At 75.4% G+C, this 25,598-nt stretch carries 23 protein-coding genes; 18 read left to right on the top strand and 5 right to left on the bottom strand.

Translation table 11 applies throughout. From position 1 onward, the window contains the following. Nucleotides 1–228 precede the first annotated feature (228 nt). The 3 genes from SCA03_RS11795 (at nucleotide 229) to SCA03_RS11785 (ending at nucleotide 2,449) form a co-directional block, all read left to right on the top strand. Nucleotides 229–420 (top strand): DUF2795 domain-containing protein, encoded by a 192-nt coding sequence (locus SCA03_RS11795; RefSeq protein WP_030884668.1) that lies wholly within the window; start codon nucleotides 229–231, stop codon nucleotides 418–420. A 131-nt stretch (nucleotides 421–551) separates the two neighbouring features. After that, a complete protein-coding gene (locus SCA03_RS11790; RefSeq protein WP_086816603.1) occupies nucleotides 552–1,547 on the top strand; it encodes a glycosyltransferase family 2 protein in 996 nt (331 codons plus the stop codon). Then, entirely contained in the window at nucleotides 1,544–2,449 is a 906-nt protein-coding gene (locus tag SCA03_RS11785; RefSeq protein WP_086816601.1) for a glycosyltransferase family 2 protein, read from the top strand. Before SCA03_RS11790 ends, SCA03_RS11785 begins: the two co-directional genes overlap by 4 nt. Before the next feature lie 35 nt (nucleotides 2,450–2,484). On the opposite strand, the gene SCA03_RS11780 is transcribed toward SCA03_RS11785, so the two are convergent. The 4 genes from SCA03_RS11780 to SCA03_RS11765 form a co-directional block, all read right to left on the bottom strand. Further along, a complete protein-coding gene (locus SCA03_RS11780; RefSeq protein ID WP_086816599.1) occupies nucleotides 2,485–3,279 on the bottom strand; it encodes a DedA family protein in 795 nt (264 codons plus the stop codon). After that, nucleotides 3,272–4,225 carry a lysophospholipid acyltransferase family protein gene (locus tag SCA03_RS11775; RefSeq protein WP_176602529.1) on the bottom strand — a complete coding sequence of 318 codons (954 nt, stop codon included), beginning with the start codon at nucleotides 4,223–4,225 and terminating at the stop codon, nucleotides 3,272–3,274. The genes SCA03_RS11780 and SCA03_RS11775 overlap by 8 nt, the downstream gene beginning before the upstream one ends. Before the next feature lie 8 nt (nucleotides 4,226–4,233). Continuing rightward, nucleotides 4,234–5,007 (bottom strand): GNAT family N-acetyltransferase, encoded by a 774-nt coding sequence (locus SCA03_RS11770; RefSeq protein ID WP_086816596.1) that lies wholly within the window; start codon nucleotides 5,005–5,007, stop codon nucleotides 4,234–4,236. A 294-nt stretch (nucleotides 5,008–5,301) separates the two neighbouring features. Then, nucleotides 5,302–7,770 carry a glycoside hydrolase family 3 protein gene (locus SCA03_RS11765; RefSeq protein WP_086816594.1) on the bottom strand — a complete coding sequence of 823 codons (2,469 nt, stop codon included), beginning with the start codon at nucleotides 7,768–7,770 and terminating at the stop codon, nucleotides 5,302–5,304. Nucleotides 7,771–7,944: 174 nt separating this feature from the next. Here SCA03_RS11765 and SCA03_RS11760 point away from each other — a divergent pair, with 174 nt between their 5' ends. The 13 genes from SCA03_RS11760 to SCA03_RS11700 all read left to right on the top strand — a co-directional run bounded on the left by SCA03_RS11760 (nucleotide 7,945) and on the right by SCA03_RS11700 (nucleotide 22,436). After that, nucleotides 7,945–8,577, top strand: coding sequence for a TetR/AcrR family transcriptional regulator (locus SCA03_RS11760; protein ID WP_086816592.1), 633 nt, complete (start codon nucleotides 7,945–7,947; stop codon nucleotides 8,575–8,577). Between the two features lie 79 nt (nucleotides 8,578–8,656). Continuing rightward, the gene (locus tag SCA03_RS11755; RefSeq protein ID WP_030884646.1) at nucleotides 8,657–9,115 is read left to right on the top strand and encodes an RrF2 family transcriptional regulator; all 459 of its coding nucleotides are present in this window, start codon (nucleotides 8,657–8,659) and stop codon (nucleotides 9,113–9,115) included. 323 nt (nucleotides 9,116–9,438) lie between these two features. After that, nucleotides 9,439–10,386: a sulfite exporter TauE/SafE family protein gene (locus SCA03_RS11750; protein ID WP_030884643.1), complete on the top strand. Its 948-nt coding sequence runs from the start codon at nucleotides 9,439–9,441 to the stop codon at nucleotides 10,384–10,386. Then, the gene (locus SCA03_RS11745; protein WP_230988599.1) at nucleotides 10,383–11,759 is read left to right on the top strand and encodes an acyl-CoA dehydrogenase family protein; all 1,377 of its coding nucleotides are present in this window, start codon (nucleotides 10,383–10,385) and stop codon (nucleotides 11,757–11,759) included. The genes SCA03_RS11750 and SCA03_RS11745 overlap by 4 nt, the downstream gene beginning before the upstream one ends. A gap of 563 nt (nucleotides 11,760–12,322) precedes the next feature. Next, nucleotides 12,323–13,339, top strand: a complete 1,017-nt coding sequence (locus tag SCA03_RS11740) for an ABC transporter substrate-binding protein (protein WP_030884636.1) — start codon at nucleotides 12,323–12,325, stop codon at nucleotides 13,337–13,339. A gap of 176 nt (nucleotides 13,340–13,515) precedes the next feature. After that, nucleotides 13,516–14,337, top strand: a complete 822-nt coding sequence (locus SCA03_RS11735; protein ID WP_030884633.1) for an ABC transporter ATP-binding protein — start codon at nucleotides 13,516–13,518, stop codon at nucleotides 14,335–14,337. Next, on the top strand, nucleotides 14,334–15,203 hold the full coding sequence (locus SCA03_RS11730) for an ABC transporter permease (protein WP_141275359.1): 870 nt from the start codon (nucleotides 14,334–14,336) through the stop codon (nucleotides 15,201–15,203). The genes SCA03_RS11735 and SCA03_RS11730 overlap by 4 nt, the downstream gene beginning before the upstream one ends. 115 nt (nucleotides 15,204–15,318) lie before the next feature. Further along, complete coding sequence (locus tag SCA03_RS11725) at nucleotides 15,319–16,230, top strand: TauD/TfdA dioxygenase family protein (protein WP_086813829.1); 912 nt, start codon at nucleotides 15,319–15,321, stop codon at nucleotides 16,228–16,230. 103 nt (nucleotides 16,231–16,333) lie between these two features. Further along, on the top strand, nucleotides 16,334–16,906 hold the full coding sequence (gene ssuE, locus SCA03_RS11720) for an NADPH-dependent FMN reductase (protein WP_030884625.1): 573 nt from the start codon (nucleotides 16,334–16,336) through the stop codon (nucleotides 16,904–16,906). A gap of 42 nt (nucleotides 16,907–16,948) precedes the next feature. Beyond that, on the top strand, nucleotides 16,949–18,142 hold the full coding sequence (locus SCA03_RS11715; RefSeq protein WP_086818394.1) for an LLM class flavin-dependent oxidoreductase: 1,194 nt from the start codon (nucleotides 16,949–16,951) through the stop codon (nucleotides 18,140–18,142). Nucleotides 18,143–18,284: 142 nt separating this feature from the next. Continuing rightward, nucleotides 18,285–19,358, top strand: a complete 1,074-nt coding sequence (locus tag SCA03_RS11710; RefSeq protein ID WP_086818395.1) for an isopenicillin N synthase family dioxygenase — start codon at nucleotides 18,285–18,287, stop codon at nucleotides 19,356–19,358. A gap of 358 nt (nucleotides 19,359–19,716) precedes the next feature. Next, complete coding sequence (locus tag SCA03_RS11705) at nucleotides 19,717–21,096, top strand: nucleobase:cation symporter-2 family protein (RefSeq protein ID WP_051846137.1); 1,380 nt, start codon at nucleotides 19,717–19,719, stop codon at nucleotides 21,094–21,096. Nucleotides 21,097–21,389: 293 nt separating this feature from the next. Beyond that, nucleotides 21,390–22,436: a D-alanine--D-alanine ligase family protein gene (locus SCA03_RS11700; RefSeq protein ID WP_086817909.1), complete on the top strand. Its 1,047-nt coding sequence runs from the start codon at nucleotides 21,390–21,392 to the stop codon at nucleotides 22,434–22,436. A 72-nt stretch (nucleotides 22,437–22,508) separates the two neighbouring features. Here SCA03_RS11700 and SCA03_RS11695 read toward each other — a convergent pair whose 3' ends face one another. Further along, nucleotides 22,509–23,039, bottom strand: a complete 531-nt coding sequence (locus SCA03_RS11695) for a GNAT family N-acetyltransferase (protein ID WP_086817910.1) — start codon at nucleotides 23,037–23,039, stop codon at nucleotides 22,509–22,511. A 95-nt stretch (nucleotides 23,040–23,134) separates the two neighbouring features. Here SCA03_RS11695 and SCA03_RS11690 point away from each other — a divergent pair, with 95 nt between their 5' ends. Both SCA03_RS11690 and SCA03_RS11685 read left to right on the top strand, forming a co-directional pair. Further along, nucleotides 23,135–23,680 (top strand): GNAT family N-acetyltransferase, encoded by a 546-nt coding sequence (locus SCA03_RS11690; protein ID WP_086817911.1) that lies wholly within the window; start codon nucleotides 23,135–23,137, stop codon nucleotides 23,678–23,680. Between the two features lie 391 nt (nucleotides 23,681–24,071). Next, complete coding sequence (locus SCA03_RS11685) at nucleotides 24,072–25,490, top strand: DUF4874 domain-containing protein (protein ID WP_141275358.1); 1,419 nt, start codon at nucleotides 24,072–24,074, stop codon at nucleotides 25,488–25,490. The last annotated feature ends 108 nt before the right edge of the window (nucleotides 25,491–25,598 follow it).

Raw genomic sequence — 25,598 nt, 5'->3', positions numbered from 1 at the left:
ACGACCCGCTTCCGCGCGGACGCCCGCCCCTGCCCGCATCCCGGGCGGGGGCGGGCGTCCGCGTTGCGACCGCCCGGAGCCGGTCGCACCATGGGACCAGTCAACGGGGGCGGACCACGGGAGCACCGGGCCCCGCAGGGAGCGCCCCGGCTCACCGCCTCCGCTCCGGCCGCCGGGCCCGCGAGACGCGCCGCCCCGGACGATCCCCGCACCCACCCGGGAGCCACCATGAGCGATGTCGACCCGATCGAGGTACAGCAGGCACTCAAGGGCGCCTCGTACCCCACGGACCGCAAGACCCTGACCGATGTGGCCCGCAGGAACAAGGCCCAGGACGAGGTCGTCGACCGGATCTCGCGTCTGAGGAGCGACCGCATCGAGGGCCCGGACCAGGTCGAGAAGGAGATGTTCGACCGCTGACGGGCCGTACGGACCACGGGCCGCCGCCGCGGCAGCCGCCCCGGCACGGTGGAGCCACGCGGCGCGGCTCCGCCGTGCCCCCCTTCCGGCCCGCGCACCGGCAGGCCCGGCCGGAACGAAGGTGAGGCGCCATGCAACCCGCCCAGGGGCCCCAGGAATCCCAGGGCCCCCAGGAATTCCAGGGATCCCGGAAAGCCCAGGAATCCCAGGAAGCTCAGGGACCCCAGGGACCCCAGGAACAGGGCCCTGCGTCCGGGAGCCTGCGCGACCGGCTCGGCGTCGTCATCGCCACCCGTGACCGGCGGGAGTCGCTCGCCCACACCTTGGAGCGGCTCCGGGCGCTGCCCGAGCAGCCGCGCATCCTGGTGGCGGACAACGCCTCCGGGGACGGCACGCCCGAGATGGTGCTGCGCTCCTTCCCCGGCGTCGAGCTGCTCCGCCTCCCGGTGAACCGGGGCGCGCTGGCCCGCAACGACGGGGTGCGCGCGCTGCGCACCGAGTACGTGGCGTTCAGCGACGACGACTCCTGGTGGGAGCCCGGCTCGCTGAGCGCCGCGGCCCGCGTCCTCGACGCACACCCCGGCGTGGGGCTGATCGCGGCGAACATCACCGTCGGCTCCGGGGGCGCCCCCGACCCGCTCAACTCGGTGCTGGCCAACTCGCCCCTGGGCGACGGCGGTCCGGACGCGGCGGGCGGACGTGACGTGCTCGGTTTCCTCGGCTGCGCCGCGGTGGTGCGCAGACAGGCGTACCTGGCGGCCGGCGGCTACCATCCGCTGCTGTTCTTCGGTGCCGAGGAGACGCTGCTGGCCTACGATCTGCGGGCCGCCGGCTGGCGCGTCGTGCACCGCCCGGACGTCCTCGCCCGGCACGCCCCCGCCGATACGCCCCGGCCGGGACGTGCGGCCCTCGTCCACCGCAACGAACTGCTCATCGCCTGGCTGCGCCGCCCCCTGCGGGTGGCGCTGGCACGTACGGCGGCGTCCTGCGCGGCCGCGGTGCGGGACGGCGGGGCACGGCGTGCGGTGCGCGGGCTGCTGCCCCGGCTGCCGGCCGCAGTCCGGCTGCGCCGTCCGCTGCCCCCGGCCGTCGAGGCGGCGGCACGGCGCGTGGAGGCCGCCTCGTGAAGCGCGCGCCGGACGCCCGGGTGACCGTCGTGGTCATCACCCGCGACCGGCGGGACGAACTGCTGCGCACGCTCGGCCTGTTGGCGCGGCTGCCCGAGCGGCCACCGGTGATCGTCGTCGACAACGCCTCCCGCGACGGCACGGCCGCCGCCGTCCGCGCCGCCCACCCGGAGATGACGCTGCTGACGCCCGGGCGCAACACCGGCGCCGTCGGACGCAATCTCGCGGTGCGCCAGGTCACCACGGAGTACGTGGCGTTCTGCGACGACGACTCCTGGTGGGAGCCCGGCTCGCTGAGCGCCGCGGCCGGCGTCCTCGACGCGCACCCCGCGCTCGCCGGTGTCGTCGCACGGATCGTCGTGGAACCGGACGGCACGGAGGACCCCGTCGTCGCCGAGCTGCGCGACTCGCCCGTGCCCGGGCCCGACTGGCTGCCTGGGCCCGCACTGGGCTCGTTCCTGGCGGCGGCGACGTGTCTGCGGGTGACCGCGTTCCGTGCCGCGGGCGGCTTCTCGCCGCGGCTGTGGCTCGGCGGCGAGGAGGAGCTGCTCGCGACCGACCTCGCGGTGGCCGGCTGGTGGCTCGCCTACCGCGAGGAGTTGACCGTCCACCACGCGCCCTCCCCCGCCCGGGACGCCACCGGACGGCGCGTCCAGGGGCTGCGCAACACCCTCTGGTACACGTGGCTGCGCCGCCCGCTGCCCGCCGCTGTCCGCCGCACCTGGCATCTGGCGCGCACCGTGCCGCGCGACGCCGCCAGCGCACGCGCCTTCGGGCACGCGCTGGCCGGGCTGCCCTGGGTGCTCGCCGAGCGGCGCCCCGTCCCGCCGCGCGTCGAACACCGGCTCGCCGCGCTGGAGGAGGCCCAGCGCACCTCGACGGCCCGGCGGTACGTGGGCTGAGCCGGGGCTGCGGGGCGCACGGCGGTGCGGGACGTTCAGCGTCCGCTCCCGCTCGCGCACCGGTCGCCTTCCCCGCCCCCGGGTCCGGCGTCGAGGCACCGGTCTCCTGACCCGCCGCCGGGCCCGACCGGGTGCCTGTGCCCGTCCGTCCGCCCTGCCTGCTCCGGCGCGGGCCGGGCACGCACGGTGGCCCGCCCGCGCCGGGCACGGACGGCGCCCCGGAGCCTGCGCGCGCTCTCGGCCAGCAGCAGGGACAGCCCCATGGCCGACAGGACGGCCAGGAGCGGGTCGTCGCGGAATCCCGTGCCGCCCGCCGCCCCGACGAGGCCGAGGAAGACCGCCCACACCGCCGCCGCGCACGCGTCCAGGACGACGAACCTGCGGAACGGGAACCGCAGGCCGCCCAGGCTCAGCACGCACGCCGCCCGGGCCCCGGGCAGACAGCGGCTCACCAGCACGAGCCACAGGGCGTGCCGCTCCACCAGCTCCCGCGCCCACGCGTGGCGCCGCCGCGCGCGGTCGCCGCGCAGCAGACGGCGCAGCGCCGCCGGCCCGAAGCGCCGCCCCAGCGCGTAGCCGAGCAGGTCGCCGCCGAACGCGCCGACGGCGGCCACCGCCATCAGCGGCGCGAGCCGGCCGGGGTCGAACCCGGTGAACACCGCGACGGTAACGACCGTCATGTCGCTGGGCATGAACGGCAGCACGGCATCGAGCGCCGCCACCAGCGCCACCACGGCCCACAGCCAGGACGATCCGGTCACCGACCGCGCGTCCGGCCAGGGGATGTGGGGCAGCAGCGCCAGCCCGCGCAGCAGCTCCGGCTCAGACATCGGGGCCCGTCCGGGTGGCGCGGGCTCCGTGGGCGGCCCGGGTGCCGGTGCCGTGCCCGGTGGGGTCGGCGCGGCCCGCACGGGCCGCGGGGCCGGTGCGACCGCCGGCCCCGGTGCGGGCGCCGTCGGCCCGCCGGGCTCCGTCCTCCATGGCGGCCACCGCGGCGTGCGCCCGGGCCGCGAGGGCGCGCCGGTCGTCCGTGCCGGGCTCCGGCAGCAGCGGCGGATGCGCACGCAGCGAGACGGTCAGGCCGTCGGTGCGCAGCACCCGGGCCAGCGAGGCGCCGAAGGTGTCCTCGCCCACGAAGGCGGCGGCGGTGCTGGGCACGGAGGCGCGGCTGTAGCCGAGGGTCAGGGGCCGTACCGGAGCGGCGGCGTCGAGCGCGGCCTGGAAGGCCGCCGGGCGGAAGGCGCCGCCCGCTCCCCCGCACCAGGTGACGCCCTGCGGGAAGACGAGGACCGAGCGCCCCGCCCGCAGGTGGTCCGTCAACTCCCCGACGGAGGCGGGGAGTTCGCGCAGTCGCTCCCGGTCGATGAACAGGGTGCCCGCGGCGCGCACCAGCCGGCCGGCCACGGGCCATGTCCCGATCTCCCGCTTCGCCAGCACGGCCACCGGTTCGACGGCGAGGACGGCGAGGACGTCCAGCCACGAGATGTGGTTGGCGACCAGCAGCGTGCCCGTCCGGCCGCCCGCGCTCAGCGCGGTGCTCCGCGTCCGAAGCCGCACGCCGAGCGCGTCGAGCACCTGGCGGGCCCGCCGTCGCAGGAGGTCCGGCCGGCCCAGCCGGGTACCGTCCGCCAGCGCGCCCGCCAGCACCCCGGCGAAGGCGCCGGCCCGGCGGACGGCGCGTGGCCACGGGACGGGCGGGCCGTCCGCCCCGGCGCAGGCGGCGGTGCACGGCGACCAGGCCGCCCAGGGGCCGGGGGCAGCCTCCCGCGTGGGCACATGGGCGCTCACGCACCGGCCCCGAGCGCGTCCCCGAGGAAGTAGCGGCGGTAGCGCGGGTTCATCCGCTCCGTGTCGAGGAGGACGAAGAAGTCGGCGTCGCCGAAGGCCCGTTCGTGCTGCGGTGCCCCGCACAGCCAGGCGCCCACCCGCAGATAGCCGCGCAGCAGCGGCGGCAGCGACGCCGGGTCCGGCCGGGCGTCGAGGGCCTGCGCGGGCACCCACGGGTCGAGCGGGCGCACCCGTAGCTCCGGCGGGGACTGGTGTCTCGTCGTCCCGAGCAACCAGGCGTTCGCCGCGGCCTGTTCGTCCGGTGTCAGCGGTACCGAGGCGCAGCCGGCCAGGTAGCGGTGCCCGGACAGCAGGACGTAGCGGGCCAGCGCAGCCCACATCAGGTTGATCGCCGCACCCGAGCGGTGGGCGGGGTGCACACAGGCCCGCCCGGCCTCGACCATCGTGGCGCGCACCTCGGCCGGCAGCGTCCGCAGGTCGAACTCCGTCTCCGAGAACAGCTTTCCGGTGCGTCCGGGAGGCAGCAGCCGGTAGGTGCCCACCACCTCGCCGCCGGTGCGCTCGGTGACGATCAGATGGTCCATGACGGCGTCGAACTCGTCGGTGTCCCGCCCGTCCGGTGAGACCGTGAGCGAGGCGCCGCGCTCCTCGCCGAAGACGCGGTAGCGCAGGCGCTGGGCGGCGTGCACCTCCTCCTCGGTGACGGCGACGGAGACGGTGTAGGAGTCGGTGGTGGCGGTGACCGTGGCGGCCGTGGGTGCGGTGAGCATGGCGGTGCCTCTTCCGGCGTCGGGACGGGTCGGCCGGCGCGGTGGCGTCCCGGCATCCCGGGGCCCGCGCCGTCTCCCGACAACCTAGGAACGGCCCGTGGGCGGGGGCAGTGGACCAAGGGCCCGTCCGTGCCCTGACTTTCGTCGGGGCACGGCCCTGACGCCCGTCGGGGTGCGCCCCGTCCGCACCCCGGTCTCCTCCCGTCGCCGCTGCGCGCCGGAGCACCCCGTCCGCGAGGGCCGGCGGTCACCGTCGCCGACGCGGAATCCGGGAAGGGGCGGCCGGGGCAGGAGTCACCCGGCGACGACGGCCTCCGCACGCAACCGCAGGTCGTCGACGGAGCGCCCCGCCTCGACGGTGTACGCACCGGGCACCGCACGCCAGTCCTGCCGCGCGGTGTCCCAGACGCAGACGGCCCGGCGCGGCACGGCGACGGCCACCTCCGCCGAACCCCCGGCCGGCACCCGGACCTCCGCGAATCCGGCCAGCACCCGGCGGGGCCGCTCCACCGTGTCGTCGGCGGGCGCGGCGAGATAGAGCTGCACCACCTCGCGACCCGCCCGCGCCCCGCGGTTGCGCACCCGCACGGTGGCGGTGCCCAGCTCCGCCTCGGCGTCGGACGGCTGCCAGTCGAGGGTCTCGTACTCCCAGTCCGTGTAGCCGAGGCCGTGCCCGAAGCAGTAGGCGGGCGTCGCGCCGGACCGCTGCCAGGCCCGGTAGCCGATGAACACGCCTTCCTCGTAGGGGAGTCGGCCGTCGGCGGGGGTGACGCGGGTGACGGGTGCGTCCGCCAGCCGGGCCGGCCAGGTGGTGGGCAGCCGGCCGCCGGGCTCCTCGTCGCCGAGCAGCACGTCCGCGAGGGCTGCCCCCGCCTCCTGGCCGGGGAACCAGGTGAGCAGGACGGCGGCGACCTCGTCGGCCCACGGCATCTCCACGGGCGAGCCGGAGTTGACGACGACGACCGTGCGGGGGTTGGCCGCCGCGACGCGGTGCACGAGTTCGTCCTGACGGCCGGGGAGCCGCAGGTCGGCACGGTCGAAGCCCTCGCTCTCGACCCGTTCGGTGGTGGAGACCACGACGACGGCCGTCCGGGCGGCCCGCGCCGCCGCCTCCGCCTCGGCGAGGAGTTCCTCGGCGGGGCGGCGCGGCTCGCGGTGGACGAGGGCGAGGACGGTGGCGTCGACGGGCAGCGCGCTGGTGTCGGGCACGGTGTGCACGAGCGACACCTCGACGGGTTCGCCCGCGGTCAGTTCGAGGCGGCCGTGCTCGACGGGCGTACCGAAGACCGCCTCGAACACATCGCCGCCGTCGGGCCGTTGGTCGCCGTCGAAGAGCGTCCGTCCGGCGACGGTCAGCCGGAAGGCGCCCACGCCGCGGGTGCCGAAGCTGTGCTGCCCGCTCTCCCGCGGGGTGAAGGTGCCGGTGATCTCCACGGTGTGCAGCTGCTCGCGGGTCACCCCGTCGGGCAGGTCCGTCCCGTGCCACTGGACGGCGCCGCTGGGCAGCGGGGTGCGGCCGAGGACGTGTCCGTCGCGGTCGCGGCAGACGGCGCCGAGCGTGAACCCGGCCTCGGCGGCGGCGAGTTCGTCGCTGGGGTGGGCGCCGACGGCGTAGCGCAGGGCGCCGTCGGGGAGGGCGGCGCGCAGCCCGTCGAGCGGGGAGACGACATGGGCGGGGAAGACCTGGGCCGAGCCGCCGCCGAGCACCCGGGCGTCCCGCGCGGCGGCACCGAGGAGCGCGACGGCGCCGGCCTCCCCGCTGCCGGGCCGGTCCAGGGGCAGCACACCGTTCTCGTTGCGGAGCAGCACGGCCGAGCGGTGGCCGATCTCCCGGGCCAGCGCGGCACCGTCGACGGTCGGCGGAAGCGCTTCGGGTGCGACGGCCGGGCCCGTCCCGTCGAGCGCGCCGACCCGTGCGGCCAGCCGCAGCACGGCGCGCACGGCCTCGGCGACCTCGTCCGCGTCGGCCTCGCCCGCGCGCACGGCCGCGGCGAGCGCCGCGCCGTAGACGGTGCGCGGCCCGGGCATGGCCACATCGAGCCCGCCGGCGAGCGCGCCCGTGGTGGAGCGGGCGGCCATCCAGTCGGACACCACGAAGCCGTCGAAGCCCCACGCACCGCGCAGCACGTCGCGCAGCAGCTGCCGGTGCTCGGTCATCGTCGGCCCGTTGACCGCGTTGTAGGCGGCCATCACACCCCAGGGGCGGGCGTCGCGGACGATCGCCTCGAACGGCGCGAGATACAGCTCGCGCAGCGCCCGCTCGGACACCAGGTTGTCGACGGTGAAGCGCTCGGTCTCGGCGTCGTTGGCGACGAAGTGCTTGACGGTGGTGCCGACCCCGCCTTCCTGCACCCCGGTCACATAGCCGGTGCCGATGGCGCCGGTGAGCAGCGGGTCCTCGGAGTAGCACTCGAAGTGCCGCCCGCCGAGCGGGGAGCGGTGCAGATTGACCGTCGGCGCGAGCAGCACGTCGACGCCCTTGCGGCGGGCCTCCTGGGCCAGCAGATGCCCGGCGCGGCGGGCCAGCCGGGGGTCCCAGGCGGCGGCGAGCGCCGTGGGGCTGGGCAGCGCGACGGAGGGATCGTCCGCGCTCCAGCGCACGCCGCGCACGCCCACCGGCCCGTCCGACATGACCAGTGCGCGCAGTCCGATGCGGGGTTCGGCGGGCAGCGACCACATGTCGTTGCCCGCGAGCAGCCGGGTTCTGGCGTCGAGGTCGAGCCGCGCGAGCGCGTTCTCGACGACCGTCTCGTCGATCGTCATGGCCTGCCTCCTGGGGGCGAGCGGGGCGGATCGTGGCGCGCCCCATCCTGCCGCCGTCAACCTGTCGCACAGTAGGGAGAGTTGCGCTTTCGTTACCTACGGCCGGAGGGCTCGGCTAGGCTCGTCGCCGTGACTGGGAAGCGGCCGGGGGCGCGGCACACGCCGGACACCGGGGTGCGGCGGACGGCACGGCAGGGCGCGGCGCGTGCCGCGCGCGGGGAGGACCGGCGGGCCCGGATCGTGCAGGCCGCGCTGGAGGTGATCGCCGAGCGCGGCTACCGGGGCGCCTCGCTGGCCGCGGTGGCCGAGCGGGTCGGCATCACCCAGCAGGGGCTGCTGCACCACTTCCCCACCAAGGAGGCGCTGTTGATCGCCACGCTGGAGGCCCGGGACGAGTGGGACACCGGCGGCCCGCGGGCCCGTGGCGCACAGCCGTGGCGGCTGGATCTGTACGCCTCGCTGGTCGAGTACAACGCGATGCGGCCCGGCATCGTCCAGGCGTTCTCCGCCCTGCTGGGCGAGAGCGTGACCGCGCGGCATCCCGCGCGGGACTACTTCACCCGGCGCGCGGCCGCCGTCCGGGAGAGCCTCGCCGCCACACTGCGGGCCGAGTTCGGCGAGCGGCTGCCGTCGGGGCTCACCCCGCAGGAGACGGCCCCGCTGCTGGTCGCGGTCATGGACGGCCTCCAGTACCAGTGGCTGCTCGATCCGGAAGCGGTGGACATGCCGGCGGCGTTCCGCGCGTTCGTCCGGCTGCTGGGCCACGACGGCACCACCGGGGACCACCCCGCCGACGGGCCCACCTGACGCCGGGCTCGCCCCTCGCCGCCCCCTGCGCGACTCCCCTGCCCCTGGGCGCCGACGTGCCGTACGGGATAATGCCGGTATGCGGATCTCAGCCAGGGCGGACTACGCGGTACGTGCCGCGTTGCAGCTCACAGCGGCCGGGAAGGCCGAACCGGTCAAGGCGGAAGCGCTCGCCCAGGCACAGGAGATCCCGCACAAGTTCCTCGAAGGCATCCTCAACGACATGCGGCGCGGCGGCCTGATCGTCAGCCAGCGCGGGATCAACGGCGGGTACCGGCTCGCCCGCGCACCGGAGCGGATCAGCATCGCCGATGTGGTGCGCGCGGTCGACGGCCCGCTGGTGTCCGTGCGGGGTGTGCGCCCTCCCGAGCTGTCCTACAGCGGTGCGGCGGAGTCGCTGCTGCCGCTGTGGATCGCACTGCGGGCGAACGTCCGGGAGATCCTCGAAGGGGTGTCGCTGGCCGATGTCGCCTCCGGGCGGCTGCCGAGCGGTGTGTGCTCCCTCACCGAGAACCCGGCCGCCTGGACCAACCCCTGAACCGCCCGCACCCGGACCGCTCCTCGAACGGCCGCACCCGGGCCGCCCCTTGAACGTCCGCACCCGGACCACTCCTCGAACGGCCGCACCGGGGTCACACCTTGGGCGACGGCCCCGGTGCGGCGGCCCGAACAGCCCGGAGCGGCCCGACGAGCGACACCCTGCCCGCGCGACGGGCTGACGGGCTGACGGGCTGACCTGCGACGTCCCGGATGGAGAGACGTTTCCGTCCGCGATCCGGACACACCCTTGCCGCAGGCGTCCACACGGCACCAATATCCCTACCTAACCAGTAGGAATACTAGGGTTTCAGTGAGGTGGCCGTGAGAACGCTGATCCTGTTGGCACTTGCCGGGCTCGGTGCCCAACTCGTGGACGGGAGCCTGGGCATGGCCTACGGCGTCACCTCCACCACGCTCCTGCTGGCCGTCGGCACCAACCCGGCCGCCGCGTCCGCCACCGTGCACCTGGCCGAGATCGGCACGACGCTGGTGTCCGGTGCGGCGCACTGGCGGTTCGGCAACGTGGACTGGCGCGTCGTCGCGAAGATCGGAGTGCCCGGCGCCGTGGGCGCGTTCGTCGGCGCCACCGTGCTGTCGGGCCTGTCCACGGAGCTGGCCGAGCCCGCCATGTCCGTCATCCTGCTCGGCCTCGGCCTCTACGTGCTCGGCCGCTTCACCCTGCTCGGCCTGCCGACGGGCAATCTCGGCAAGCCGCTGCGCAAGCGGTTCCTCGGCCCGCTGGGCATCGTGGCCGGCTTTCTGGACGCCACCGGCGGAGGCGGCTGGGGCCCGGTGGGCACCCCGGCCATCCTGGCCAGCGGACGGCTGGAGCCGCGGAAGGTCATCGGCTCGATCGACACCAGCGAGTTCCTCGTCGCGCTCGCCGCGAGCGCGGGGTTCCTCGTCGGGCTCGGCTCCGAGGGCGTCGACGCGGCCTGGGTCCTCGCGCTGCTGGCGGGCGGGCTCGTCGCCGCGCCGCTCGCCGCCTGGCTGGTGCGCCATGTGCCGCCCCGGCTGCTGGGCTCGGCCGTGGGCGGGCTCATCGTCCTCACCAACGTCCGCACACTGCTGCGCAGCGACTGGGTCGGGGCAGGGGACGGCGTCCAGTGGACCGTCTACGCCCTCGTCTATGTGCTGTGGGCGGCGGCGCTCGGTCACTCGTTCAGGGAGCACCGGCGCACCCGGAACGCCCCCGCGCCGGAGCAGGGCGACACACCGGTGAGCGAGGCGGCCCCCGCACCCTCCGCTCCCCGGACCCCGACCGCGTGAACCGGCACGGGAACCACCCCGCACCCCGGGCGCCCCACCGGACCCCCGGGCCGCCCGAGCCCTCCGAGCCCTCCCGGCCCTCCGAGCCCTTCGAGCCCTTCGAGTCCTCCGTCCGGCCTGGCCTCTCCGGGGCCGCCGCTCCCTCCGGCCCGTCCGCCCCCTCCCGTGCCCGGGCGTCCCGGGCCCGCCGAGGCGACCAGGAAGCCCGTGAACTGCTGCGCGTCGCCCAGGAGTTGGCGGACGATCTGGCGTCCGACGCGGTGGCCAGGGACCGGGACGGCAAACCGCCGGCCGAGGAGGCCGAGCGGATACGCGAGGCGGGGCTGCCCGGCCGGCTCGGGCCGCCGTGCGGCCCGTACGGCACCGACTGGCGCACCGGCTGCGCCGTCGTCCGGGAGATCGCCGCCGCCGACAGCTCCCTCGGGGAGCTGCTCGCGCGCCACCACGTGCTCGCCCGCAGCGGCCGGTTCTTCGGCACACGGCACCGGGCGACGCAGCTGGAGCGGACGGCGGCGAGCCGCCAGTGGTTGTGGGCGGGCGAGTTGCGCACCGTGACGGACGGCGCCCGCCCCGACGATCTGACGCTCACCCCGGACGGCTCCGGCTATCTGCTCGACGGGCGGCGGGCCGTCCGCGCGGGCGCCGCCGTCGCCGACCAGCTGCTGGTCGACGCCGTTTGCACCGGCAGCGGCGACGTCCTGGTCGTCCGGGTGCCACGGGACAGGGCCGGGGTCGCGGTCGAACCCGTCTGGGAGCGGCTGGGTCAGCGCGTCGCGGGCGCCGGCACCGTCGACTTCGAACGGGTGGCGCTCACGCCCCGGGAGGTGCTGGGCACCGCTCCGGACGACGAGGAGTCGACGGCACCGTCCACCGCGCTCGCCTCCCCCGTGCTGCGGCTCGCGCTGGCCCATGTGGCGCTCGGCACCGTCGAGGGCGCGCTGGCCGAGGCGCGCGATGTCAGCCGCGGGGCCGCCGGGACCGGCGCGGAGGGCTGGGCGGCGGGCGGCGATCCGGACCTGCTGGTCGCCTACGGGGAACTCGCCGCCTCCGCGCACACCGCGGCGGCGGTCGTCGAGCGGGCGACGGACGCCGCGGCCGACGCGCTGACGGCGGGCGCCGCGCTCGGCGTGGACGAGCAGTTCGACGTCGCCGTCCAGGTCTGCGCGGCCGAGGAGTTCACCAGCCGGACCGCACTGGAGGCCACCGCGCGGGTGCTGGAACTGGCCGAGGCGCCGGGCCTGGACCGGTTCTGGCGCAACGCACGGACCCTCACCGCACACCGCCGCTCGGCCCCCGGGCTGCGCCACATCGGCGGCCACTATCTGCGCGAGACCGGCCGCCCCGGCCTGTGCGCGACGAGGCGGTCGCCATGACACGACGCAGACCCGGCCCCCTTTTCTCCGGGCCCGCTCGCGGGGCCGCGCTTTCCGGTTCGGTACGGAATACACGAGCGGACTCCGGCGGCATCCGGAATATGAGAAAAGGGGGCAGCGGCGTTGACGTTCAGCAGCCCGCGCTGCCATGCTTTTCTCTTGTGAGCCAGCATTCCGTACTCGTCGCACGCCTCCATGTCGACCTGCGGCGTTGCACCTCCTCCCGGTGTCTCGCCGGCTCCTGAGCCGCTCGCGGCTCCTTTTTCTCCCGCGCACACTTCCCGCCTTTCACTGAGCGGCTGACATTCTCCCGCGCGGGCCTCCGCACCCGGACACGGAACGCAACGGGCAATTCCCGACGCCGCGTTCCGAAGTTCCCGCGTGCCCTTTTCCTCCGCCGACCCGACGGAATTCCTGTGCCGGTGCGCTTTCCTCGCGCTCCGCGTACCCGGAATTCCCGCACCGCCTTTGTCTGCCTGTTCCACAAAGCGACCGCAACCCGCAACCCGCAACCCGCAGTCCGCAGTCCGCAGTCCGCAGTCCGCAACCCACGGAGCGTTCCCGTGCCGCCATCCACCCGCACCCGCCGCGCCTTCCTCGCCCTCGTCGGAGGCGGTGCCGCCGCCGTCGGCTGCGGCACCGCGAGCGGCCGCGACGGCATCCCGCCCACGACGCTGCGCTACCAGGGCTGGGCCGGTACCGTCACCCCGGCCGAACTCGCCGAGAACCTGGGCTACTTGGGGGACGTACGGCTGCGCTGGGTGGGCAACACCACGAGCGGCCCGCAGGACATCCAGTCGGCGGCAGCCGGCGATGTGGACTTCGGCGGCGCGTTCAACGGCGCCGTCGTCAAGATGGCCGCGGCCGAGGCGCCCGTCACCGCCGTCATCAGCTACTACGGCGTGGACCGCGCCCGGTACAACGGGCTGTACGTCCTGCGGGACAGCCCGCTGCGCGACGCCCGCGATCTGACCGGGAAGCGCGTCGCGATGAACACGCTCGGCGCGCACTCCGAAGCCTTCCTCGACACCTTTCTGGAGCGCTCGGGGCTGGAGCGGGACGCCGCCGCCTCCGTCGAGCGGCTGGCACTCCCCCCGGTCAACACCGAACAGGCCCTGCGCAAGGGGCAGATCGACGCCGCGGTGCTCGGCGACATCCTGCGCGACAAGGCCCTGGAGCACGGGGGCCTGCGGGCGCTGAGCGACGACCACCGGCTGCTCGGCTCGTTCAGCGCCGGGACGTATGTGATGGCCGACCGCTTCCTGGCCGCCCATCCGAGGGTGGCCGAGACGTTCGTCACCGGGGTCGCCCGCGCCCTGGAGTGGTCCCGCCGCACACCGCGCGACCGGGTCGTCGCCCGTATGGAGCGCATCGTCCGGGCCCGCCGCCGCAACGAGGACCTCGACCCGCTGCGGTACTGGCGCTCCTACGGGGTCGACGGCACCGGAGGCCGGATCGCCGCACGCGAGCTGGCGGTGTGGGCCCGCTGGCTGGAGCGGCGCGGCGACATCCGGGGCGGCACGCCCGACCTGTCCCGGATCTTCACCAACGACTACAACCGCTACCCCGCCGGGAGTTGACCACCTTGACCACCGCTTCGACCACCGCTTCGACCACCGCGAGCACCTCCGCGACGACGGCGACCGCGCACCCCGCGGCCACCGTCTCGACCGCCACCGCCCCGCCGGGCGCCGGAACGGCCGCCACCGCGACAGCGGGCACGGGCCACTCGACGGGCACGGCCACGGCCTCCGCCGTGCCCAGGATCCGGCTCGACCGGGTCGGCAAGAGCTACCCGGGCCGCCCGTCCGGCCGCCGCGGCGCCCGCACACCCACCGTCGCCCTCCAGGACGTCGAACTGGACGTGGCGGCGGGCGAGTTCACCGTCGTCGTCGGACCGAGCGGCTGCGGCAAGTCCACCCTGCTGGATCTGCTGGGCGGCCTGGAGCGGCCCAGCAGCGGGCGGGTGCTGCTGGACGGCGAGCCCGTCACCGGGCCCGGGCCCGAGCGCAGCACCGTCTTCCAGCAGTACGCGCTGCTGCCCTGGCGCACCGCCCGCGCCAACGTCGAGTTCGGACTGGAGGCCGCCGGGGTGCCGCGCCGCGAACGCGCGGCGCGCGCACGGGAGTTCCTCCAGCTGGTGGGCCTGCGTGCCTTCGAGGACCGGTATCCGCACGAGCTGTCCGGCGGGATGCGGCAGCGGGTGGCGATCGCCCGCAGCCTCGCCTGCGACCCGGAGGTGCTGCTGATGGACGAGCCGTTCGCGGCCCTCGACGCGCAGACCCGGGAGACCCTCCAGGACGAGCTGCTGGGCATCTGGCAGCGCACCGGAAAGACGGTCGTCTTCATCACCCACAGCATCGACGAGGCCGTGCTGCTGGGGCAGCGGGTCGCCGTGCTCACCTCCCGGCCGGGCCGGGTCAAGGAGGTCGTCGATATCGAGCTGGACGCCCGTGGCGAGCCGGGCGATCCGCGCTCCAGCGCCCGGTTCGCCGCGCACCGGCGCCAGGTGTGGGAGCTGCTGCACGACGAGATCGACCGGGCACGGACGCTGGAGCGGGAGGCGGTCGCGGCATGACCACGGCACTCGGCCCGGACACCCGCCCGGCCCCTCCCGGCGCCCCGGGCCCCGGCCCGGCCCCGCCGCCCGTCGCGGACCGGCCGCGGGAGAGCACGCTGCCGCGTCGCCTGGCCGCCGCCGCCCGCGCCGCGCTCACCCGCACCGCCGCGCTCGCCCTGCTGCTGGCGCTGTGGGAGACCGCGCCCCGCCTCGGCCTGGCCGACCGGGTGTTCCTGCCGCCGTTCTCGGAGGTGGCCACCGCCTGGTGGGAGCTGCTCCGGGACGGCAGGCTGTGGGACGACGTGCGCGCCAGCCTCTTCCGTTCGCTGACCGGTTTCTCGCTGGCCGTCGTCGTCACCGTGCCGCTGGGGCTGCTGATCGGCCGGTACCGGCCGGTGGCCGCCTTCCTCGGGCCGCTGCTGGAGGTGTTCCGCAACACGGCGGCGCTCGCGCTGCTGCCGGTCTTCGTGCTGCTGCTCGGTATCGGCGAGACCTCGAAGGTCACCATCGTGCTGTACGCCTGTGTGTGGCCCGTCCTGCTGAACACCATCGGCGCCGTGCGCACCGTCGACCCCACGCTGCTGAAGCTGGGCCGCTCGATGAACCTGCCGCCGGTGCGGCTGTTCCAACGTGTGATCCTGCCCGCCTGTCTGCCGGCCGTCTTCACCGGCGTCCGGCTCGCCGGGGCCTCCGCGATCCTGGTGCTGATCGCCGCCGAGATGGTGGGCGCCAAGGCCGGGCTCGGCTTCCTCATCAACAACTCGCAGCTCAACTTCGCGATTCCGCAGATGTACGCCGCGATCCTCACCGTCTCCGCGCTCGGCGTCGGCTTCAACCAGGCGCTGGTGGCCGTGGAACGGCGTGTCACCCGGCGCACCGTCTGACCCACCCCTGCTCCCCGTACCCCCGCGGCCCGCGACGCCCGGGCCGCCCCCGCCGGGCGGCCCCCGGCGAGCGGCGGGACCGCGGGCCCGACCACACCGAAAGGCGGTAACCCCCATGGCCACCACCGGATTCGACGTCCGTCGCGTCGGCGGCCGGATCGGCGCCGAGGTCCTCGGCGTCGACCTCTCCGAGACGCTGGAACCCCCGCTCGTCGAGGAGATCAACGCCGCGCTGCTGGAGCACAAGGCGCTGTTCTTCCGCGGCCAGGACCTCACCGACGCCGACCAGACACGGTTCGCCGCGCAGTTCGGCGAGCTGACCACGGCCCACCCCACGGTGCCCTCGGTGGAGGGCGAGCCGCACATCCTGCCCGTCGACAGCGAGCAGGGCGTACGCGCCAACCACTGGCACACCGACGTCACCTTCGTACGGACACCGCCGAAGGTGAGCACCCTGCGCAGCCTCGTCGTCCCCCCGTACGGCGGCAACACCCTGATCGCCGACACGGCCGCGGCGTACGCCGACCTGCCCGGGCCGCTGCGCGAGCTGGCCGACCGGCTGTGGGCGGAGCACAGCAACGACCACGACTACGCCCGGCCCGCGTCCCCGCCCCGCGGTGAGAAGGCGGCCGAGCACCGCCGGATCTTCGTCTCACGGAAGTGGCGCACGGCCCACCCGGTCGTCCGCGTCCATCCCGAGACCGGCGAACGCGGCCTGTTCATCGGCGGGTTCGCGCACCGTCTGGAGGGCCTGTCCGCCGACGAGTCCCGCGATCTGCTGCGCATCCTCCAGGCGTATGTGACCCGCCCGGAGAACACCGTGCGCTGGCGCTGGGCCCCCGGCGACCTCGTCGTCTTCGACAACCGCAGCACCCAGCACTACGCGCCCGACGACTACGACGACCTGCCGCGCCGGCTGCACCGGGTCACCGTCGCCGGCGACGTCCCCGTCGGCGTCGACGGCCGCACCAGCCGGGTGATCGAGGGCGACGAAGCGGCCCACTACACCCCGCACGCCGCCGCCTGACCCCTGCCCCGACCGCACACCTCCGGGGCCGGTCCCGCGCGGGACCGGCCCCGTCCCCGCCCTTCGCCGAGCCCCTTCGCCGAGCCCGATCCCAGGAGCCGCCATGTCCGCCGTGCACGCCGCCACCGTGCTGACCCTCGCCGGCAGCCCGTCCGCCGCCTCCCGCACCCAGGCGCTGCTGCGCCTCGTCGGTGCCCGGCTCACCGCCGACGGGCACCGGGTGCGCCACCTCGCCGTACGCGACCTGCCGGCCGCTGCGCTGCTGCACGCCGACACCGCCGACCCCGTGCTGCGCGCGGCGGTCGAGGCCGTCTCCCGGGCGGACGCGGTCGTCGTCGGCACCCCCGTCCACAAGGCGTCCTACAGCGGGCTGCTCAAGGCGCTGCTCGACGTGCTGCCGCAGGACGCGCTGCGGGACAAGGCGGTGCTGCCGCTGACGACCGGCGGCTCCCCCGCCCATGTCCTCGCGCTCGACTACGCGCTGCGCCCGGTGCTGACCGCGCTGGGCGCCGACCGGGTGCTGCGCGGCCGGTTCGTGCTGGACCGGCACATCGCCCGGGACCCGCAGGGCACGGCCGTCCTCGACCCGGAGGCGCGCACCGGCGTCGAGGAAGCCGTGGCCGAGCTGTCGGCGGTGCTGTCCGCCGCCCCCGCCGGCGCCCTCCGGGCCGCCTGAACCCGGCACGTCCCCACCCGCTCCCGTCCGAAGGAAGTCACCATGTCGCTCACCTTCCACTGGTTCCTGCCCACCAGCGGCGACAGCCGCCGCATCGTCGGCGGCGGGCACGGCACCCCGCTCTCCGGCAGCGGCGCCGACCGGCCGCCGGACATCGGCTATCTGGTGCAGATCGCCCGCGCCGCCGAACAGCTCGGCTTCACCGGCGCGTTGACCCCCACCGGCGCGTGGTGCGAGGACGCCTGGCTCACCACGGCGATGCTCACCCGGCACACCGAGCGGCTGAAGTTCCTGGTCGCCTTCCGGCCGGGGTTCCTCTCCCCCACGCTGGCCGCCCAGATGGCCGCCACCTACCAGCGGCAGTCCGGCGGCCGGCTGCTGCTCAACATCGTCACCGGCGGGGAGAGCGAGGAGCAGCGCGCCTACGGGGACTTCCTCGGCAAGGACGAGCGGTACGCGCGCACCGCCGAGTTCCTGCACATCGTGCGGGCGCTGTGGCGCGGGGAGCGCGTCGACCACGAGGGCGCCCATCTGCGGGTGTCCGGTGCCCGGTTGACCCGGCTGCCCGACCCCGTCCCGCCGGTGTACTTCGGGGGCTCGTCGGCCGCCGCACTGCCGGTGGCCGGGCAGCACTGCGACGTCTATCTCACCTGGGGCGAGCCGCCCGAGCAGGTGGCGGAGAAGATCGGCCGGGTGCGGGCCCTCGCCGCGGCGCGGGGCCGCCGTGTGCGCTTCGGGGTGCGACTGCACACCATCAGCCGGGACTCCTCGCAGGCGGCGTGGGCGGAGGCGGCGCGGCTGCTCGACGGCGTCGACGCGCAGGCCGTGGCCGCGGCCCAACGGGGCCTGGCGCGCAGCGAGTCGGAGGGCCAGCGGCGGATGCTGGCGCTGCACGGCGGCAGCCGGGACGGGCTGGAGATCCGTCCCGGGCTGTGGGCCGGTATCGGGCTGGTGCGCGGCGGCGCGGGCACGGCGCTGGTCGGCAGCCACCGGGAGGTGGCCGGGCTGATCGGGGAGTACCACCGGGCGGGCGTCGAGGAGTTCGTGCTCTCCGGGTATCCGCATCTGGAGGAGGCGTACTGGTTCGGCGAGGGCGTGCTGCCGCTGCTGCGGGCCGAGGGGCTGTTCGTGCCGCCGGGGCGGCAGGGGCGTGCGGGATCCGGCAGCCGGGGCGGTGAGTCCCCCGGCGCACGGGCCGGTGCGGCGGCCGGAGTTGGAGGTTCCACCAAGGAGTAGGGGCGCGGGGCGGGGCGGGGTTTGGCCGGTCGACCAGAACACACACCCGGTTATTTACATGTTCACGCCACCACGGCCACCGTGTCAGGCACCGTCGGCGGAGAACTCCCCGTCCCCCACCCGCACGGAAGGAGGCACCGCGATGGCCGAACTCCCGTCATCCGACGACCGGTTCCGGGTGCCCGTCATCGACGTATCGCACTGGGCCACGAGCAGCGCGGCCGAACGCACCGCCCTCGCCACCGCCGTGGACGAGGCCGCACGCACCGTCGGATTCCTCCAGATCACCGGCCACGGCATCCCCGACCGGGTCGCCGACGACCTGGCCACGGCCATGGACACCTTCTTCTCCCTGCCCCCCGAGGAGAAGCGGGCACTGTGCGCACCGCCCGACGTCAACCGCGGCTACACCCCGCCCAAGGCCGAGAAGCTCAGCCTCAGCCTCGGCGTCTCCTCCCCCGAGGACCTCTTCGAGGCGTTCAACGTCGGTGTCGACGGCACCGCACACCCCAGCAGCGCACTGCCCACCGCGTACTTCCCCGCGAACCGCTGGCCGGCGCCGCACCTCACGCCCGGGTTCCGCGAGGCCGTCGAGTCCTGGTTCGCCCACGCCGGCGGGCTGGCCCGGCTGCTGACCCGGATCTTCGCCCACGCCCTCGGCCTCGACGAGGACTTCTTCCGCCCCTGCACCGACCGCTCCGTCGACGTGCTCCGCATGAACAACTACGCGCTGCCCGACGGCGAGACCCACGTCGAACGCGACCGGATGGGCATGGGCGCGCACACCGACTACGGCATCGTCACCGTGCTGTGGGCCGACCGGGTGCCCGGCCTCCAGATCCTCGGCCCCGAGGGGCGGTGGCACGACGTGCTGCCCGAGGAGGGCGCCCTGCTGGTCAACCTCGGTGACGCGCTGGCCCGTTGGACAAACGACCGCTGGCGCTCCACCCTGCACCGGGTGCTGCCGCCCACCGACGCGGACGGCCGGCTGATACGCCGCAGGTCCGCCGCCTACTTCCACGACGGCAACCACGACGCCGTCATCAGCCCGCTGCCCGGCTGCGTACCCCGGAACACCGAACCGCTCTACCCGCCCATCGCCATCGGCGAGCACATCTCGGCCAAGCTGGCCGGCTCCCGCGCCCTGCGCCCCAACGAGGACGCGACCCGGGAGAGCGCCCGGCTCCTCACCGCCACCGACACCGCCGACCGCTGAGCACCACCCCGACCGCCGGCACACGACCGTCCGGCACCGCGCCATCCGGCACCGCACCGCCGGCCCGCCGCCACCGGGGTTCCCTCCCCGCGGCACTCCGGGACCGGCCGCCGGACGCCACCGGGACGCCCCGGACCGGACCCCGGCGGCCGGCAGGGCCACGCGCCGGGACGCTCCCGACGACGCGAGAGCCCGGCCGCGCGGCGGGGGTTCCCTCCCCGGCCGCGCGGCCCCCGTGCCGCGGACCGCCGGGCCGCCCCTCCCCGCCGGCCCACGGCAGCCCCCACGCCCCCGCCGCCGGCCGCCGCACCTCCCCGGCGCCCGGCCGCGCTCCGGGCCGCACGGAGAGGTCCACCCCGTGGAAGACGCCCGCCACCCCGTCGATCTGCGCCCCGCCTGGGGCCCGCTCCTCCTGCTGGGCATCCAGCACGTCCTGGTGATGTACACCGGCTCCATCGCGGTACCGCTGATGTTCGGCGCCGCGGCGGGCCTGCCGCACGAGACGGTCGCCCTGCTCATCGACGCCGATCTGCTCGTCGCCGGCGTCATCACCCTGCTCCAGAGCATCGGCGTGGGCCGGATCCTCGGCGTCCGACTCCCGATCGTCGCCGGGGCCGGCTTCAGCGCCGTCGCCCCGATGATCCTGATCGCGCAGCAGTACGGCATGCCCGCCGTGTACGGGTCGATGCTCGCCAGCGGGGTGTTCGGCCTGCTCGTCGCGGCACCGTTCGCCCGGCTGACCCGTCTCTTCCCGCCCGTGGTCGGCGGCAGCGTCATCACCGTGATCGGCCTGTCGCTGCTGGGCGTCGGCACCGACATGGTCGCCGGCGACGACCCGTCCTCGCCCGGCTACGCGGCACCGTCCCGGCTCCTCCTCGCCGGCGGCGTCCTCGCCCTGATCGTCGTCCTGATGCGCCTCTTCCGCGGCTTCCTCGGCCAAGTCGCCGTACTCATCGGCCTGTTGGCCGGCACGGCCGCCGCCGTACCGCTCGGCTACGCCGACTTCTCCGGCGCCGGCGACGGCGCCTGGCTCGGCGTACCCGGCCCGTTCCACTTCGGCCCGCCGGAGTTCCCGCCGGCCGCGGTCGCCTCCCTGTGCGTCGTCATGCTGGTGATCTTCACGGAGTCCACCGCGAGCATGATCGCCGTCGCCGAGATGACCGACCGCACCCTCACCCCCGGCGACCTCGGCCGCGGCCTGGCCGCCGACGGCCTCTCCGGCATCCTCGCCGGGGCCATGAACTCCTTCCCCGACACGGTGTTCGCCGAGAACCTCGGCCTCGTCGAGATGACCCGCGTACGCAGCCGCTGGGTCACGGCCGTGGCCGGAGCCCTCCTCGTCGTACTCGGCTGCGTCCCCCGGCTCGGCTCGGTCATCGCCTCGCTCCCCGACCCCGTGGTGGGCTCCGCCGCGCTCGTGATGTTCGCGATCGTCGCCGGCGTCGGCATCCGCATCCTCCGCCGCGTCGACTTCGACGGCACCCACAACCTCCTGGTGATCGCGGTCTCCCTCGTCGCCGGCATGGTCCCCGTCACCGCCCCGCACATCTACGACCGCCTCCCCGACGCCCTCCGCATCGTCTTCGGCAACGCCATCACCTGCACAGCCCTCACCGCCTTCACCCTCAACCTCCTCTCCAACCACCTGCCCCACCGAACCCACCGGCCGGGCCCGCAGCCGTCGGAGAAGGCCCCTGCCACACCGGGCGAACCCGCACAGAGCCCGTCCGAAACCTGAGGACGACCGCCCCGGCGCGACACCGAACAGCAACACCAACAAGACATCAGCAGGCAAAACCAAGCCCGTCCGGCGCTTGAGGACGAGCGCCCTGGCGCGACGCCTGAACGGAAGGGGCCACGGGGGGACAGCGGAGAACAGGGCCGGAGCGGGAGGCCGCGCAGAGGCCCCGCAGAGGCCCCACAGAGGCGAGGTGGACGAGGCGGCACACCGGCGCACGGCATGTTTCGGCCCCCCGGCCCGAGGGCGATGCATGGGCCTGCCCCACCCACCGCACCGAGCCGGGAGCCCCCATGCGCATCGCCCTCGCGTACAACGAAGACTCCCCGGACGCACCCACCCCCGGCTCGCTGTCCGCAACCGACCTGCACACGATCAGCACGGCGGTCGAACAGCTGGGCCACGAGGTGCTCCCGGTGGAGGTCTCGGGGCCGGTGGGCCGGATCGCCGACGGGCTGACCGCGTGCCGCCCGGACCTCGTCCTCGACGTGGCGGAGGGCCACCGCGGCGGCATGCGCCAACTGCTGTATCCGGCCCTGCTGGACGATCTGGGCCTGCCGCACACCGGCTCGCCCGCCCATGTACTGGCCACCGCGCTCGACAAGCATCTGACCAAGCTGGTGCTGCGCCGGGCCGGTCTGGACACCCCCGAGTGGGTCCTCCTGCGCCGCCCCGGCGGGGCGCCCCGCGGGGCCCGTGAGGCGGACCTGTCCGCGCTGACCCCGCCGCTCATCGTCAAGCCCGACGCGGAGGGCTGGTCGACGGGCATCACCCAGGACTCCGTGGCCGAAACCCCGCGGGAGGCGCTCCGCACGGCCGACGAACTGCTGGCCCGCTACCCCGGCGGGGTCCTCGTCGAGGAGTTCGTGACCGGCCGGGACATGACCGTCGGCTATCTGGAGGCGGCCGACAACGGGCACGGCGGCGCCCTCGACCCCATGGAGTACGTCTTCGCCGCGCCCGAGGACACCGCGGGCCACGCCGTGTTCGACCAGGCGATCAAGTCGGGGCGCTCGACGACCTCCGTCGACCGGGCCCGCGCCCGGCTGCCCGAACCGGTCGACACCGCCCTGCGCGAGGCGGCACTGACCGCCGTCCACGCCCTCGGCTGCCGCGACTTCGCCCGCGCCGACTTCCGCCTCACCCCCGACGGCACGCCCCGCCTCCTGGAGGTCAACGCCACGCCCACGCTCCGCCCCGGCAGAGGCATGGCCGCCGACGCCCCCGTCCCGGGCGCCCCCGCCCTGCGCAACATCGCGGACGCCCTCCTCACCTCGGCGGTCCACCGCCACGGCCTGACCCCGGACGGACCGCACAGGCCGGACGAGCCGGGGAACTGAGCGGCGCCCGGCGGGAGGACGAACCGGGCCGTGGCGCACAGGCATTCCCCGGCGTTCCGGTTCCGCCGGACGTCAGCCGACCCGCCGCTCCAGCACCTGCCCCGGCCACTCCCCGACCAGGAACTCCCCCGCGCGAACGAAGCCGTTGCGCTCGTAGAACGCCACCAGCTCGCCCCCGCCTCCGGCCCAGCAGTCGACCCGGAGCAGCGCCACACCGGCACGCCGGATCTCCTCGACGGCGTGGTCCAGGAGCGCCGCACCGATGCCCCGGCCCGTCTGCCGGCGGTCGGAGACCAGCAGCCGGACGTACCGCTCGGGCTCTCCGGCCGGTGCGACGGGCGTCTGCGGGTCGGGCCCGTGATCCAGCACCAGCGCCCCGGCAGCTGCCCCGTCCCGCTCCGCGATACGAACCGTGTTCTCCGTCAGATACCGCTGAACCCGCGCCACTCCGCCGGGCCTGTCCGAAAACGGCGTCGTGCCCCACTGCTCGGTGTTGCCACGCGCGTTCATCCAGACCACCGCGGCGTCGAGCAGCCCCAGCACCACCGGTACGTCGGCCCGGCCACCCGGCCTGATGCGTATGCCATGCGCTCTGCCGGTCATGGGAGCAGCCTAGATCCGCGTCCCGCGGCCGCGGGGAGAGCTGATCGGGACCGGTCGGGATCGATCGGGGCCGGGCGTGCGCTAGGTTGCCCGCCGTGACCAAACTCGGATCCGTCGCCTGGCCGCCCGCCCCCGTGCGGACCGCACGGCTCGTGCTCCGCGAGTCGGAGGCCCGGGACCGTGCCCCGTTCATCGAGCTGTTCGCCTCGCCGGAGGTCGGCGCGCACATCGGCGGTTCTCGGCCGCGTACCGAGCTCGAACGCTCGGTCCCCGACGTGCCCGGGCGGCGCCCCGGCGTGTTCGTGGTCGCTCTCCACGGAACGCTGATCGGCATGGTCACGTTCGAGCACCGCGACGCGGAACGCCGGGGCCCCGGAACCCAGTCCGGAGAGGCCGAACTCGGCTACCTTTTCCTGCCGGAGGCGTGGGGACACGGCTACGCCACCGAGGCGTGCACGGCGGCACTGGGCTGGTTCGCCGACGCGCTCCCCGGCGAGCGGGTCGTGCTCCGCACCCGGGTCGAGAACGACCGCGCGATGCGACTGGCGGTCAGGCTCGGGTTCACGGAGGTGGCACGGTACGAGGAGTACGGCGCCGCGCAGTGGTCCGGCGTGTGGTCCCCGCCCGCGCCGTCCGGCTGAACCCGGGTGCCGGCGGTTCCCGCCGGCGATCCAGTGCACTCCACGGCCGAGGTCGCGGAGCCCGGAGGCCGCAGCGTCGGCCCCGCGTCCGCCGGGTGAAAAGTCCACCCCTCCCGCGCTCGCGTCCATGGCCCCGCGGGGCCCGCGGCGCCAGACTCGGCAGGCGTCAGGCGCACGGTGGCGGCACCAGTGTGGAGGAGGGGTCCGGATGACGGGCTGGCCGGGCGGGTTTCAACCGCTGTCCAGGAGGGCGGCGTTGGGTGCGGGGGCGGGGGCCGCCGCGGGGGTGGCCCTGGGGTGGGGCGGCGGTGTGGCCGGGGCGGAGAGTCCGGGGTGGCGGCACCACCGGCACCGGGGGATCCGGCCGGACGATCCACGGGGGCGGGAGCCGGTGGCCAATCCGCGGCGGGGCTTCCGCTACGAGATGTCGTACAACGCGGCGGACCTCACCAGTCCGTGGCCGAACGAGCAGGACCATTCCCCGGACGCGGCCGGCACGTTGGGCCTGCTGGAGCGGAAGTACGGGCCGGGTGCGAACCTCACCCAGCTGTACTTCTATCTGTGGGAGTACGCCACCGAGGAGCTGCCGCCGGGGGCGCTCGCGCGTATCGAGAGCGTGCTGGGCGGGCTGCGGACGAAGGGCTACGCGGCGGTGCTGCGCTTCGCCTACGACGACGGGGTGCGGGAGGCGCGGCGGTACACCGTGCAGGACATCCAGCGGCACATCGCACAGCTGGCCCCGGTGGTGGCGCGCAACAGCGACGTGGTGGCCGTCTGGCAGGCGGGGTTCCTGGGCACCTGGGGCGAGTGGCACGGCAGTCACCACGGGCACGAGAACCATCCGGAGGCGGTCACCGCCGTCATGTCCTCCCTCGTGGAGGCGCTGCCGCGGGGCACCCACACCCAGGTGCGCTACGCCGAGAAGCGCGACATGATCACCGACCGGGGCCTGCTCGACCGGGTCGGTTTCCACAACGACTATGTGACGCTCGGCGAGGGCGAGTGGGACTACTACGTCCCGGACAATCCGGGCTGGCCCCGGTATCTGGACGTGGGGCCGACGGCGGCGATGGACGGCGAGATGCCCTGGGACAAGGGGCAGAGCGAGGATCCGTACGCGTGGAGCACCGTCATCCCGGGGCTCGCGGCGGCCCGCCGGCTCCAGACGCTGCGCTGGGACACCCTCTCGCTCGTGCACAACGCGACGGTGACGGTGCCCGCCTGGAAGCGGGCCGCGCTCACCGAGCGGGAGGTGCGGGAGGCCCGGCTGCCGGTCTCCGACGGGTACTTCCGCACACGGGGCGGACACCGGGTCGCCCGGACGCAGTTCGAGTATCTGCGTGACCATCTCGGCTACCGCATCGAGGTGCTGGAGGCCCGCACGGCACGCACCGGCCGGCGGCTCGACGTCGAGGTGGACGTGGTGAACCGGGGCTTCGCCGCGCCGAAGGAGCCACGGCCGCTGCTGCTGGTCGCGCTGGACGAGGCGGGGCGGACGGTGGCCGGGACGCGGCTCGCTGCGGACTGGCCTCACTGGCTGCCGCAGGAGCGGGCGGAGGCCACGGCGGAAGGGGCGGGCACCCGGGCGGCGGGGCGGCCGGGGCCCCGGCCGAGCACGGTGCGCGGCACGCTGGAACTGCCGGTGCACGGCCGGTTCCGGGTGGGCCTCGCGCTGCCCGACCCGGGCTTCCCCGGGCGCGGCCGGGCCGTGCGGTTCGCCAATGCGACGGTGCCGTGGGTGGGCGGCGTGGACGGCGTGGACGGCGTGGACGGGGTGAACGTCGTCGCCGAACACCCACCCGAGCGGTAGCCCTCCGCCGCGGCGCCCCGCGCAGCCGGCCTGCACCGGGCACCCGACCTGCACCGCGCACCCGCGACCCCGCGCCCCCCGCGTCCCTGCGCCCCACCCGCCCGGTGG

The sequence above is a fragment of the Streptomyces cacaoi genome (assembly GCF_006539165.1).
Classification (GTDB): domain Bacteria; phylum Actinomycetota; class Actinomycetes; order Streptomycetales; family Streptomycetaceae; genus Streptomyces; species Streptomyces cacaoi.
The sequence above is the reverse complement of the archived record's forward strand: the minus strand, read 5'-3'. Positions and strand labels throughout refer to the sequence as shown.